General features: G+C 68.7%; 9 protein-coding genes and 1 pseudogene. 2 read left to right on the forward strand and 8 right to left on the reverse strand.

Annotated features, from left to right (window positions below; translation table 11 throughout):
* Window positions 1-184: 184 nt before the first annotated feature.
* A pseudogene (locus FRZ33_RS03255) lies at window positions 185-3,622 on the forward strand (indolepyruvate ferredoxin oxidoreductase family protein).
* A 114-nt stretch (window positions 3,623-3,736) separates the two neighbouring features.
* Here the strand turns inward: FRZ33_RS03255 and FRZ33_RS03260 are convergent.
* The 8 genes from FRZ33_RS03260 to FRZ33_RS03295 all read right to left on the reverse strand — a co-directional run bounded on the left by FRZ33_RS03260 (window position 3,737) and on the right by FRZ33_RS03295 (window position 12,133).
* Window positions 3,737-4,435, reverse strand: coding sequence for a YiaD family glycine zipper/OmpA-like lipoprotein (locus FRZ33_RS03260; RefSeq protein ID WP_322619008.1), 699 nt, complete (start codon window positions 4,433-4,435; stop codon window positions 3,737-3,739).
* Between the two features lie 196 nt (window positions 4,436-4,631).
* Entirely contained in the window at window positions 4,632-6,971 is a 2,340-nt protein-coding gene (locus tag FRZ33_RS03265) for a M56 family metallopeptidase (RefSeq protein ID WP_146907602.1), read from the reverse strand.
* A complete protein-coding gene (locus tag FRZ33_RS03270; RefSeq protein WP_146907604.1) occupies window positions 6,968-7,363 on the reverse strand; it encodes a BlaI/MecI/CopY family transcriptional regulator in 396 nt (131 codons plus the stop codon). The genes FRZ33_RS03265 and FRZ33_RS03270 overlap by 4 nt, the downstream gene beginning before the upstream one ends.
* 103 nt (window positions 7,364-7,466) lie before the next feature.
* Window positions 7,467-8,042, reverse strand: coding sequence for a hypothetical protein (locus FRZ33_RS03275; RefSeq protein ID WP_146907606.1), 576 nt, complete (start codon window positions 8,040-8,042; stop codon window positions 7,467-7,469).
* A gap of 80 nt (window positions 8,043-8,122) precedes the next feature.
* Window positions 8,123-8,737 carry a GTP cyclohydrolase I FolE gene (gene folE, locus FRZ33_RS03280; RefSeq protein WP_146910560.1) on the reverse strand — a complete coding sequence of 205 codons (615 nt, stop codon included), beginning with the start codon at window positions 8,735-8,737 and terminating at the stop codon, window positions 8,123-8,125.
* A gap of 45 nt (window positions 8,738-8,782) precedes the next feature.
* Window positions 8,783-9,970, reverse strand: a complete 1,188-nt coding sequence (locus FRZ33_RS03285; protein WP_146910561.1) for an MFS transporter — start codon at window positions 9,968-9,970, stop codon at window positions 8,783-8,785.
* Window positions 9,971-10,056: 86 nt separating this feature from the next.
* Window positions 10,057-11,229, reverse strand: coding sequence for a class I SAM-dependent rRNA methyltransferase (locus FRZ33_RS03290; RefSeq protein ID WP_146907608.1), 1,173 nt, complete (start codon window positions 11,227-11,229; stop codon window positions 10,057-10,059).
* 37 nt (window positions 11,230-11,266) lie between these two features.
* A complete protein-coding gene (locus FRZ33_RS03295) occupies window positions 11,267-12,133 on the reverse strand; it encodes a GGDEF domain-containing protein (protein WP_158637072.1) in 867 nt (288 codons plus the stop codon).
* 594 nt (window positions 12,134-12,727) lie between these two features.
* On the opposite strand from FRZ33_RS03295, the gene FRZ33_RS03300 reads away from it, so the two are divergent.
* Window positions 12,728-13,696 carry a TerC family protein gene (locus tag FRZ33_RS03300; protein WP_146907612.1) on the forward strand — a complete coding sequence of 323 codons (969 nt, stop codon included), beginning with the start codon at window positions 12,728-12,730 and terminating at the stop codon, window positions 13,694-13,696.
* Window positions 13,697-13,750 lie beyond the last annotated feature (54 nt).

Consider the following 13,750-nt stretch of genomic DNA (forward strand, 5'->3'; position numbering starts at 1 on the left):
ACCGGCGGCCGGATCCGGCCGGGCGGTTTGTCCCCCGGTCCGGGCCCGGGACAGGCCGCTGCTATAATTCCGAGTCTTTGCTCCAGCCCCGGAAGCCCGCCATGTCCGTGCCAGCCCCGCTTGCCTCCCCGCCCTCGACCGCGAGTACGACCTCGAGTCGAAGTACACCCGCGAGGAGGGCCGCATCTATCTGTCCGGCGTCCAGGCCCAGGTGCGCCTGCCGCTGATGCAGCAGATGCGCGACCGCGCCGCCGGCGCCAACACCGCCGGTTTCATTTCGGGCTACCGCGGCTCGCCGTTGGGCGGCTTCGACCTGGAGCTGTGGAAGGCGCGCAAGCATCTGCAGGCGTCGGGCATCGAGTTCACGCCCGGCCTCAATGAAGACCTGGGCGCGACCATGGTCTGGGGTTCGCAGCAGACCAACCTGTTGGGGCGCGAAGTACGACGGCGTGTTTTCCATGTGGTACGGCAAGGGCCCGGGCGTGGACCGCTGCGGCGACGTGTTCAAGCACGGCAACGCCGCCGGCACCTCGCGCATGGGCGGCGTGTTGGCGCTGGCCGCCGACGACCACGCCTGCCGCTCGTCCACCCTGCCGCACGGTTCGGAAGGCGAATTCGAAAGCGCGATGATGCCGGTGCTGAACCCGGCCGGCGTGCAGGACATCCTGGACATGGGCCTGCTGGGCTGGGCGATGAGCCGCTACACCGGCCGCTGGATCGGCTTCAAGACGATCGCGGAAACGGTGGAGTCCTCGGCCTCGGTCAACGTCAATCCGCACCAGCTCGACATCCTGCTGCCGAAGGATTTCGAGATGCCCGCGGGCGGCCTGAACATCCGCTGGCCCGACCCGCCGCTGGACCAGGAAATGCGCCTGCACCAGTACGCGGTGAAGGCCGCGCAGGCCTTCGCGCGCGCCAACCACATCGACAAGGTCGTGGTGGATTCGCCCAAGGCGCGCCTGGGCATCGTCACCACCGGCAAGAGCTACCTGGACGTGCTGCAGGCGCTGGAATACCTGGGCATCGACCGCAAGGTCGCCGAGGAGATCGGCATCCGCGTCTACAAGGTCGGCATGACCTGGCCGCTGGAGCCGGTCGGCATCCGCGAGTTCGCGCGCGGGCTGGAGGACATCATCGTCGTCGAGGAGAAGCGCAGCTTCATCGAGCGGCAGATGAAGGAATACATGTACAACTGGGAGCATGGGGCACGTCCCTCGATCATCGGCAAGTACGATGAGGAAGAGAACTGGGTGCTGCCGAGCACCAACGAGCTGACCCCGGCCCGCATCGCCCGTGTCATCGCCGCGCGCGTGCAGCGCTTCTTCCGCAGCGAGCAGATGGACAGCCGCCTGCAGTGGATCGCCGCCAAGGAGAAGGAACTGGCCGCGCCGCGCGCCAACTTCCCGCGCGTGCCGCACTACTGCTCGGGCTGCCCGCACAACAGCTCGACCGTGGTGCCGGAAGGCTCGCGCGCGCTCGGCGGCATCGGCTGCCACTACATGGTCACGTGGATGGATCGGAAGACCGACACGTTCACGCACATGGGAGGCGAAGGCGTCACCTGGTCGGGCCAGGCGCCGTTCACCGACGAAAAGCACGTCTTCCAGAACCTCGGCGACGGCACCTATTTCCATTCCGGCTCGCTGGCCATTCGCCAGTCCATCGCCGCCAAGGTGAACATCACCTACAAGATCCTCTACAACGACGCGGTCGCCATGACCGGCGGCCAGCCGGTGGACGGCACCCTGACCGTGCCCGACATCGCGCACCGGGTGCGCAGCGAGGGCGTGAAGACCATCGTCGTGCTCTCCGACGACATCGAGAAGTGGTCCGACCGTTCGATCTTCCCGTCCGGCGTGGAATTCTTCGACCGCGCCGAGCTCGACGCCCAGCAGAAGCGCCTGCGCGACGTGCCGGGCACGTCGGTGCTGATCTTCGACCAGACCTGCGCCGCCGAGAAGCGCCGCCGCCGCAAGCGCGGCAAGATGCCGGACCCGGCCAAGCGCACCGCGATCAATTCGCTGGTCTGCGAAGGCTGCGGCGACTGCGGCGTGAAGTCGAACTGCGTGTCGGTGCTGCCCAAGGAAACCGAATACGGCCGCAAGCGCGAGATCGACCAGAGCAACTGCAACAAGGACTTCAGCTGCGTGAAGGGCTTCTGTCCCAGCTTCGTCACCATCAAGGGCGGCGGGCCGCGCAAGCGCAAGGGCACCGGCAACAAGGAGCTGCTGGCCAACCTGCCGGAACCGCAGGTCCGCAGCGACCTGGAACAGCCTGGAACATCCTGATCACCGGCGTCGGCGGCACCGGCGTGGTGACCATCGGCGCCCTGCTGGGCATGGCCGCGCACCTGGAAAACAAGGGTGCGTCGGTGCTCGACCAGACCGGCCTGGCCCAGAAGGGCGGCGCGGTGACCACGCACGTGCGCATCGCGCGTTCGCCGGCCGACATCCACGCCGTGCGCATCGCCGCCGGCGAAGCCGACCTGGTGCTGGGCTGCGACATGGTGGTGGTGAACGACTACTGGGCGCTGTCGAAGATCCGCGCCGACCGCACCGAAGTCGTGATCAACGACTACCAGGCGATGCCGGGCCCCTTCACCCGCCAGCCGGACATGCAGTTCCCGGCCGACGGCATCGTCGAGGCCATCCGCACCGCGCTGGGCGGCCGCGAGCCGGTGCAGGTCGCCGCCACCGAAATCGCCACCACCCTGATGGGCGACGCCATCGCCACCAACCTGTTCATGCTGGGCGTGGCCTGGCAGCGTGGCCTGGTGCCAATCAGCTACGAGGCGCTGGTGCGCGCGATCGAGCTCAACGGCGCCGCGATCGAGATGAACAAGACCGCCTTCGCCTGGGGCCGCCTGGCCGCGATCAACCCGCAGGCGGTGCTGGAAGCCGCCGGCCTGGTGGAAGCGCCGCAGACCGACGCGATCGCGCTGCCGCTGGACGACGAGCGCCTGTCGCGCACCTGGACGAAACCATCGAGCGCCGCGTGAAGTTCCTCACCGACTACCAGGGACACCGCCTACGCCGGCCGCTACGTCGCGCTGGTGGACAAGGTGCGCCAGGCCGAGGCCCGCAAGGCGCCCGGCTCGACCGCGCTCACCGAAGCCGTGGCGCGCTATTACTTCAAACTCATGGCCTACAAGGACGAGTACGAAGTGGCACGCCTGTACACCTCGGGCGAGTTCAAGCGCCGCATCGAGCAGCAGTTCGAAGGCGATTACACCATCCACTTCAACCTGGCGCCGCCGCTGTTCGCCAAGCGCGATGCCGACGGCCACCTGGTCAAGAAGGAATACGGTCCGTGGATGTTCACGGCCTTCGGTTTCCTCGCGAAGCTGAAGTTCCTGCGTGGCGGCGCGCTCGACATCTTCGGCAAGACCGAAGAACGCCGCATGGAACGCCAGCTGATCGTGGATTATGCGAAGACGATGGAGGAACTGATCGCCGCGCTGGACAGCCACAACGTCGAGCTCGCCGCGCAGATCGCTTCGGTGCCGGAGCACATCCGCGGCTACGGCCACGTCAAGGAAGCGCACTTCGCCAAGGCCAAGGCCCGCGAGGCCGAGCTGCTGGCGGCGTGGCGCGACCCGAAGGCGCCGGCGGTCGCGGCGTAATCCGCGCCTGTTGTTCGATGCACGCGAAACCCGGCTCCGGCCGGGTTTCGTGTTTCCGGCTGCAAAAAAACGCCCGGGCAAGCCCGGGCGTCGGTGTCGCGGGAAACAGGTAGCTCAGGAACGCAGCGGCACGATCGTGATCTCGACGCGGCGGTTCTCGGCGCGGCCGGCATCGGTGCCGTTGCTGGCGACCGGATGGCGGGCACCGGCGCCGGTGATCATCATGCGGCGCGAATCGACACCGCGGGCCGACACGTAGTTGCCGACGGTCTGCGCGCGCTGTTCCGACAGGCGCTGGTTGTAATCGGCGCTGCCTACGCTGTCGGTATGGCCGGCGACCTCGATCACCGTCTGGTCGTACTCCTTGAGCGTGGAGGCGACACGGTCGAGCACGCTGTACGAACCCTGGCGCAGGTTCGCGCTGTCGAAGCCGAAGGTGATGGCCTCGGGCATGTCGAGCGTGATGTTGTCGCCCTGGCGCACGACTTCGACACCGGTGCCGGCCATGCTGGCACGCAGCGCCTTTTCCTGGTTGTCCTGGTAGCGGCCGATCGCGCCGCCGGCCAGGCCGCCGACACCCGCGCCGATCATCGCGTGCTGGCGGCGTTCGGTAGCGTCGTCGCCACTGAGCAGGCCGGCCACGACGCCGGCGATCGCACCGATGGTGGCGCCCTTCTGGGTGCGGGTCATGCCGGCCTCGTCCTGCGGCTGCGACTGGGGCGCGCTCGCCTGGGTGGCACCGGTGCTCATGCAGCCGCCGAGCAGGGACAGCAGCACGGCGCTGGCGAGCAGGGTCTTGATGGGGGTGTTCATGGTGGACCTCGAGTGGGAGACGCGGAATTGCCGGGCCAGCAGAGCACGGAAGTGCGCGTGGACCTAAACAGGCTCGAGTCGCGGTTCAGTTTCAACGCAGGCGTACGGAGCCGGCGTAGGCGCGCAGGGCGCTTTGACAGCCTCGACAAAAAACCCCGGCCTGAGCCGGGGTTTTTCACAGCGGCGGAACCGGTCTTCAGTTCGCGGCGTAGAAGCGGTCCAGCGCTTTTTCCGCCTGGCCACGTTCGAAGTCGCCCAGGCCGCGTGCCGCGGCGCGGTAGCGTTCGATCAGCGCCGGGTCGTTGGGCATGCGCCCGGCCAGGGCTTCGAGCGCCACGCGCGCTTCGAAGTCGCCGCCGATACCTTCGACGGACGTCAGCACGCCGTTCGCCAGCGCGACATCCACCGGGCCGGCTTCGATCAGGGCCTCCAGCGCGACGCGGTGTTCGAAGTCCGAACCGACGCCTTCGGCCGCGCGAAACCAGGCTGCTAGCGTGGCGGCATCGTCGCGGGTCGCGGGAGCGGTATTTTCCAGCACCTGGCGCAGTTCGAAGTCGCTGCCGATGTCGGCGGTGCTTTCCAGCGCCACGCGCGCCGCGCCCGGCGTGTTGCGGCCACGTTCGACCAGTGCGTCCAGCACGCGGCGATGTTCGAAGTCGCTGCCGATCGTGGCCAGCGCGCGCTGCCAGGCCGGCAGTGCGGCGCCGGTCACCGGCTGGGTTTGTGCGAAGTGGCTCAGCAGCTCGGCCAGCTCGAAGTCCGAGCCGATGCTCATCGCGCTCGCCAGCACCTGGGCCTGGTGTTCGGGCGTCAGCTTCTGGCCGTCGAAAGCGGTGGTGAGGGCGTGGCGCATCTCGAAGTCCGAACCGATGTCATTGGCGGCGGCCAGTGCGCGCTTGAGCTGGGCGGCGTCGAGCGTGGTGTTCTCGAACAACACTTCGAGGTAGCGGCGCGCCGCGTAGTCGCCCTTGATCAGGTCGATCTCGGCGAGCAGCGCATTGGCGCCGCCGCGGGCGAGGATCCGCTTGCCACGCGCATCGGCATCGATGGCCGACTCGCGCAGCACCCGCGGCAACAGGGCGGCCAGCCAGGCGCGACCTTCGGCGTCGAGGGCCTTTTCGTCACCTTCCACTTCGTAGTCGCGCACGATCTTGCCGTCGACGCCGTGGAAGCGGATCTTGCGGGTGATGCCGCCCCTGGTCTCCTCGATCCGGAGATCTGCGCCGGCCGCGAGGCGGACCACGTCGGTCTCCGCCTCGTTGAAACCGACCTTGCCGCGCAGCTTCACCGACAGCGACTCGCCGTTTTCGGAGGAACGGTAGCTGTAGCTCTCGCTGGTGTTCTCGAAGATGTTTTCCAGCCAGCCCGCCTGCGCCGGCGGCGCATAGGTGGACACGGCCAGGCCCGGCAATGCGATCGCCGCGGCGAGCGCGATCGTGAGGGCGGTGCGGCGGGTGGCGGGGCTCAGCGAACGCGGGCTCATCGGGATGTCCTCCAGCAGGTTTTGGACGCGGCGGACCACGGGACCGGCATCGCCGGCCATGGCCACCGCAAGGGTCGGATGCGCGGCGCGGGCGCCGGCGTGGGAAAGGCAGGCGGCCAGGCATTCGGCCAGCGCGCGGCCGCTGCCCAGGCGTTGGGCGGCGTGGGCGTCGCAGGCGTCTTCGGCGATGGCTTCAAGCCGGCGCACGGCGTGGTGCGCCAGCGGATGGAAGCTCAGCGGCAGCAGGGCCAGGCGCTGCAGCAGGCGCCAGGCCGGGTCGTGGCGGTGCAGGTGGGCGAATTCGTGCGCCAGCAACGCGCGCTGCTGTGCTTCGGGCATCTTCGTGGCCCAGTCGGGCAACAACACCGCGCCACCGGGCAGGGCCATCGGGCTGTTGATGCCGGCATGCGCACGCAGCGGCGGTGACGCGAGTCCGAAGCCGCGGGCGATGTCGGCGGCGTGGCGGAAGGTGCTGGCGTCGGGCGGCAGGGGCGCGCTGCGGCGGCGCAGGCGGTGCAGCGCCAACATCTGCGCGCCCAGCCGCAGCGCGGCGGTGCCGGTAACGAGCAGCCAGAGGGCGAGCATGGCGCCGGCGAGCAGTGCCGGAACCTGCAGCGTGTCGGTGCCCTGCATCGCAGCGGTGGTGGCGGCCGGCATCGTCTGGCTGGCGGCGGCGTCTGCGGGCACCGGCCCGCTGACGATCGGCATCGGGTCAACCGAAGCCGCGGCTTCAACCGCCGGCGCCAATCGCGGCCGGGCCGCTTCGGAGGAAGCCAGTGCCTGTGCCTGCCGCAGGGCCTCTTCGCGACCGACCCGGCCTGCGGACGCGTGGCTTGCGGCGACGGCTTCGTTTTCGGGCGCGGCCGGCAACCGGGCGACGTGCAGGCCCGTGGTCACCAATGCGCCGAACAGCGCCAGGCGCCAGACCAGTTCGGCCACGCCGGGATGCCGCAGCAGGCCCAGGCGTTCGGCCAACCACGCGGCTCCCAGCAGCAGGCTGGCGTGCAGCGCGAAGGTGAGCAGCAGGGACAGGCTGAGGTCGAGGGCGTTCACGACGGATCCTTCGGCGCCTTCGCCAGCAGGGCCTGGATGCGGTCCAGGTCGCCGGGCGCGACTTCCTTTTCGCTGACCAGATGCGCCAGCAATGCCTGCGGGTCGCCGCGGAACAGGCTCTGGATCAGGTCACCGACCATGCTGCGGCGGACCTGGGATTCTTCGACCAGGGCGCGGTAGATCAGCTGCCGGCCGTCGCGGTCCGCCGCCACCAGGCCGCGCTTGGCCAGCCGGGTCAGCACGGTGGCGATGGTGGTGTGGGCCAGGCCCCGCGAGGTGAATGGGGCCGCGGCGACGTCGGCCACGCTGGCCTCGCCGCGCCAGAGCACGCGCATCACGTCGAGCTGCAGCTCGCTCAGGGCGATGTCGTCGGTATCGGGCTCGCGGGCCATGGCCTTCCTCTACAAGTGTCGTACGACAGTTGTAGAAGATGAAGGGCCGGGAAACATGGGCCGGAAGTCATGGGCAAAGAGAAAGCGGGCTGGCCCGCCCGGCTCAGATCGCTTCGGCCTGGTTCTTCAGGATCAACTCGGCCAGCCAGGGTTCGCCCTGCTCCAGCAGCTCCAGCGGGGTCTGGGCCCAGCCGGTGAGCACCATGGCTTCGGCGATGGTGAATTCGAGCTGGGCCTTGGTGAACTTGCGCTGCCCGGCGATGACCGCCTCGAGCACGGCGCGGCCCGGCATCGGCGCATCCATTTCGGCGGCCTTGGCGGCTTCGGCGGCGCCGGGGGCGGCGGCACCGTGGGTGGCCAGGTGTTCGATGCGGCGCAATGCGTCGCTCTGCGGATCCTTGCCGGTGGCGACTTCCGGCGCTGCCGCGGCGAGGCTCTTGTGCAGGGTGTTGAGCTGGCCGGCCACTTTCATGCGCTGCAGGTTGGCGGCGTCGCGGGCGTGTTCGGCGTCCTCGACGTCCTGGCGCAGGCGTTCGAGTTCGGCGGTGCCGGTGCCGGCGTTGGACAGGTCCTTGAGGACGGCGTCGATCCGGTCGAGCCAGTCGGCGCGCTCCGGCAGGGCCGGTGCGGCTTCGATCAGGGAACGCAGGGCTTGCAGCTGGGCGCGGGGGTCGCTCATGGGGCCCGAGTATAGGCCGGCCCCGTGACCGTGGTCAGCCACCTCGCGGCGAACCGCGACGGCGGTCGCGGAACCGGGCCTCAGCGCCCCGGGCCGACGTCGATGAAGGCCAGGAACTCGGCGCGGGTGCGGGCGTCCTCGCGGAAGGTGCCCAGCATCTTCGAAGTGATCATGCTGACGCCGCGCTTGTGGATGCCGCGCGTGGTCATGCACTCGTGCGCGCCCTCGATCACCACGCCGACGCCGCGCGGCGCCAGCACGTGCTGGATGCACTGGGCGATCTGCGCGGTCATCTTCTCCTGCACCTGGAAGCGGCGCGCGTAGGCCTCGACGACCCGCGCGAGCTTGCTGATGCCAACGACCTTGCCGTCCGGCAGGTAGCCGATGTGCGCCTTGCCGACGATCGGCGCCATGTGGTGTTCGCAGTGCGATTCGAACTCGATGTCGCGCAGCACGATCATCTCGTCGTAGCCGGCGACCTCCTTGAACGTTCGCGCCAGGTATTCCTGCGGCTCGATCGCGTAACCGCTGAACCAGTCGCCATAGGCCTTGGCGACGCGCTTGGGCGTGTCGAGCAGGCCCTCGCGCGAAGGATCCTCGCCGGCCCAGCGCAACAGCACGCGCACGGCGTCTTCGGCCTCGGCCTGGGTGACGGTTTTTCCTTGGCGCTCATCGGCAAGCTCCTGAACCCGGATACCCCGCCAGAGTAGCAAACGGTGTCAGGCCGGTGCCTGACACCGTTACCGGCGTGTACGGGTGGCGCGTTCGGAGACGATCCAGGCGATGGCGACGATGAAACCGGCCAGCAGGAAGGGCGCGCCCGGGAAGTGCAGCCCGTCCGGGTCGATCGAGCTGGCGAACACCGAGGCGTACATCATCGGCGCGAACACGCCGCACAGGCTCGCCAGGCTCATGAACGCACCCTGCAGCCGACCCTGTTCGCTCGGATCCACGTCGCGGGTGGCCAACGCCTGCACCGAGGGATTGGCCAGGCCCCAGAACGCCATCACCGGAATGCCGACCAGGAACAGCCAGCCTTCGCCGGCGACCGCGTACAGCAGGAAACCCGCCAGCCCGCAGGTCTGGCCCAGCAACAGCGCGCGCCGTTCGCCCAGCGCCTTGACGATGCGACCGATCAGCCCCGCCTGCACGATCGCCGTGCAGAGACCGACCGTGGCCAGCACGTAACCCACGTCCTTGATGCCCCAGTCATAGCGCACGTCGGCATACAGCACGAACACGCTCGGGAACACGTAGTGCGCCAGGTTGTCGAGGAAGATCACCGCGGCCAGGCCGAACACCTGCGGATAACGTTTGATCAGCACCAGCGAACCGACCGGATTCGCATGGCTCCAGTCGAAACGCGGCGTGCGCTTCTCCTTCGGCAGCGATTCGGGCAGCACGAACCAGCCGTAGCAGAAGTTCGCCAGCGCCAGCACCGACGCGGCCCAGAACGGCGCGCGCAGGTCGATGTCGCCCAGCAGGCCGCCGACCACCGGCCCGATGATGAAACCCAGGCCGAAGGCGGCACCGAGCAGGCCGTAACTCTTAGCGCGGTTCTCCGGCGCGACCACGTCGGCGATGTAGGCGTTGGCGATCGAGAAGCTGGCGGCGGTGAACCCCGAGATCACGCGGCCCACGAACAGCCAGGGCAGCGAATCCGCCACCGCCATGAAGATGAAGTCCACGCCCAGGCCCAGGCAGGACAGCAGGATCACCGGCCGGCGCCCGAAGCGGTCCGACAGCGCGCCCTGGACCGGCGAGCTGACGAACTGGATCGCCGCGAAGGTGGTGCCGAAGATGCCGACCCACCAGGCCGCGGTCGCGGTGTCGCCGCCGACGAAGTCCTCGATCAGGTGCGGCAGCACCGGGATGATCAGGCCGAAGGCGAGGATGTCGATCAGCACCGTGACGAAGATGAAGATCATCGCGGCACGGCGCACGGTCGGCGCGGCGGTGACGGGGGCGTCCAAGGAAGTCGGTCCGGAAGCGGGTGGCGCGGGGAAGGGCCGCGTCAGTCGACGCGGCAGAACACGGCCTTGAGATAGCGGCTTTCCTTCACATGCGCCATCACCGGGTGGTCCGCGCCTGCGCCGGCGACCTTGAGGATCTGCACCGTGCGGCCGGCATAGAAGGCGGCGCGGCGGATCATGTCGAGGAATTCCTCTTCGCTCACCAGGCCGGTGCAGGAACAGGTCAGCAGGATGCCGCCGGGCTTGACCACCTGCATGGCCAGCTTGTTCATGTCGTTGTACTTCTTGAGTGCGGCGATCACCTGTTCACGGTCGCGGGTGAGCTTGGCCGGGTCCAGGATCACCACGTCGAACTGTTCGCCACGCTGCTGCGCGTCGCGCAGGTAGGGGAACAGGTCGGCCTGCACGAACTTCACCCTGGCGTTGTTCAGGCGCGCATTCTTCTCGGCGATCTCCAGGATCTCCTCGTCCAGGTCGATGCCGATCACTTCCCCGGCGCCGCCGCGGGCCTTGGCGTAGATGGCGAAGCCGCCGGAGTTGCAGCAGATGTCGAGCACGCGCTTGCCTTGCGTGAAACGCGTCAGGTATTCGCGGTTGTCGCGCTGGTCGGCGAAGAAGCCGGTCTTGTGGCCGCTGCCCGGGCTGGCGCGGAACTTCAGGCCGTGTTCGCTGATGACGCTGGGCTCGGGTGCCGGCGGCGAACGGAAGTCGAAACTTTCCTGCTTCTGCACGTGCTCTTCCGAAAAGCTGTAGAAACGGCAGCCCGGGAATTCCCTGCTCAGCGCGCTGTAGATCCACTCGCGGTAGCGGAACGGACCGGCCGAGAAGAACTCGACCACCAGCAGGTCGCCGTAGCGGTCCACCACCAGGCCGGAAATGCCGTCGCCCTCGGAATGCACCACGCGCCAGGCGTCGGTGCTTTCATCGAGTTTGAGCAGGTCGCGGCGCAGGGCCACCGCCGCGCGGATCTTGCGCGCGAACCAGGCCTCGTCGATCGCCTCGTCCGGATCCGAAGTCAGCACCCGCAGGGCGATGCGCGAATGGCCGTTGTAGAAACCGCGCCCGACCCAGACGCCGGTGTTGTCGACGATGTCCACCAGGCTGCCCGGCTTGGGCTTGGCCACCGGCTTCTCGACCATTTTCTGGAAGATCCAGGGGTGGTTGGAGCGGCGCTCGATCTTGAGCTGGATGACGGGCAGGGCGGGCGTATTCATCGCGCAATGATACCGGGGCCCGCCCCGGACGCCGGTTTCAGCCGGCGGGGGCCAGCTCCACCCGGTCGCCGCCGGCGCGTTTGGCACGGTACATGGCCTGGTCGGCGCGTTTGAGCAGGGTGTCGAGCTGGGTGTCCTCCGCACGCAGCTGGGCCACGCCGATCGAAAGCGGGGCCGGCACTTCCTGCCCGTGGAAGAGCATATGCGCGTCCAGCAGGGCCTCGCGCAGGCGTTCAGCCACCACCCGGGCGCCGGCCACGTCGGTATTGGGCAGCAGGGCCACGAACTCGTCACCGCCCAGGCGCGCCAGCACGTCCTCGCCCCGCAGCACCAGACGGGCCCGCTCGGTCAGGTGCCGCAGCAGGTTGTCGCCGGCTTCATGGCCGAGGTTGTCGTTGACTGCCTTGAACTGGTCCATGTCCATCAACAGCGCCGACAGCGGCCGGATGTGCCGGCGGGACTCGGCGATCAGGCGCTGGCCGTGTTCGATCAGGCCATTGCGGGCCAGCACGCCGGTCAGCGGGTCCACCGAGGCCAGGCGGCGCAGGTCCTCGTAGGCGCGCTCGGTGTGCATCAGCACGAAGCCCAGGCTCAGGAACATGACGCCGACGCAGGCGTAGACGAACACCACCAGGTCGCTGGGCCCGGCTTCGAGCAGGCTGCCGGCGATGCGCGGCGCCAGGGAATGTTCGAGGAAGCGCCAGACCGCCACGGCGACGCCGCAGGCCGCGAAGATCCCGGTCAGTCGGGCCGCGCTGAAACCACCGATGCTCAGCGCCGGCCGCAGCGCCCAGGCGATTCCGCCCAGCAGGGCCATCGCCGCCACGGAATTGACCAGCACGCGCGCGCTGTAATTCGGCCAGACATCGGTGAACACCAGCAGCAGCGTGACCACCACGGCCACGGCGCTCCAGCCCAGCCAGCGCCGTTCGGGCAGGCCTGGAAGCCACGCACGGCCCGGCACATCTCGGCGAAACCCAGCAGCAACAGGCCGTTGCCCGGGAAATGGAGAGCGTGTCCGAGACCATGCCGCGCATCGCCAGCAGCGCCCAGGCGGCCGGGTGCATCAGCAGGCCGATGGTCCAGATCCGCAGCTGGCGCCGCCGTTCCGCCGGAAAGCCGCGGCCGGCCTGCGCAAGCAGGACCACGGTGAGGGCGCTCAGCAGCACGCCCACCAGCATCACCGAACGCACGTCCAGAGCCATGTCGTCCCCACCCGCGGCCAGCGGCCACTGGTCACAAGCCTACCCCCGGCCGGGGTGCGGGGTTGTGATTGACATCAACTTCACCGATTCATGGCAGACTCCGCCCCACAGAAGGGAGTAGCTCCCGCTGCCGAGATCGTCATCACGGGCCCGGACCCACGTCCAAAGCCCCGGTCCGGCAGGCAGGCCGCCAGGCCTGCGAGCGAGACCTTCGCCCGCCCACGGCGAAGGTCGTTCCATCCCGGAACGTCGCGCCCGCATGCGGTCGCGAGGCACGTTCCCGGAGACGCCATTTGGAAACCATCGCCACCCCGTTCATGTGGGCCGTGTTCACGGCCTTCGTCCTCGCCGCCCTCGTGGTCGACCTGCTGGTGTTGCGCCAGAACGGTCCGCACAAGGTCAGCTCGCGCGAGGCGCTGATCTGGTCCGCCGCCTGGATCGGGCTGGCCCTGGTCTTCAACGCCGGCCTGTGGTGGTACCTGCAGGACCGCATGCCGGGCGGGGAGGCGGACCGCATCGCGCTCGAGTTCCTCACCGGCTACCCGGTGGAGAAGGCGCTGGCGGTCGACAACATCTTCGTGTTCCTGATGCTGTTCAACTATTTCGCCGTGCCGCCGCAGAGCCAGCAACGGGTGCTGGTGCTGGGCGTGCTGGGCGCGATCGTGCTGCGCGCGATCATGATCTTCATCGGCGCGGCGCTGATCGCCCAGTTCCACTGGATCCTCTATATCTTCGGCGCTTTCCTGCTGCTGACCGGCCTGAAGATGTTCCGGGCCGCCGGCCAGGAGCCCAATCTGGAAACCAGCCCGATCCTGCGCTGGGTCACCGGCCACCTTCCGCTGGTGCGCCGTTACCACGGCGAGGCGCTGTGGATCGGCCAGGGCAAGCGCCGCAAGTACACGCCGCTGTTCGTGGTGCTGGTGATGATCGCGATCACGGACGTGATCTTCGCGGTGGACTCGATCCCGGCGATCTTCGCCATCACGCTCGACCCGTTCATCGTGCTCACCTCGAACGTGTTCGCGGTGCTGGGCCTGCGCGCGCTGTATTTCCTGCTGGCCGACCTGGCCGACCGCTTCCACCTGCTGGCCTACGGACTGGCGGCGGTGCTGGTGTTCATCGGTGCCAAGATGCTGCTGATCGACGTGGTGAAGATCCCGGTCGCCATCTCGCTGGGCGTGGTGGCCGTGACCCTGGCCGGCGCGATGCTGGCCAGCCTGTGGATCAAGCCGCGCGACAAGGAAGCGGCCGGGTCGGCCTGAGGCGGGGTTTGGCGGGTTCCCCCTCCCCAACCCCTCTCCCGCGAGGGGAGAGGG

It is taken from the genome of Arenimonas daejeonensis, from assembly GCF_007993735.1.
Taxonomy (GTDB): domain Bacteria; phylum Pseudomonadota; class Gammaproteobacteria; order Xanthomonadales; family Xanthomonadaceae; genus Arenimonas; species Arenimonas daejeonensis.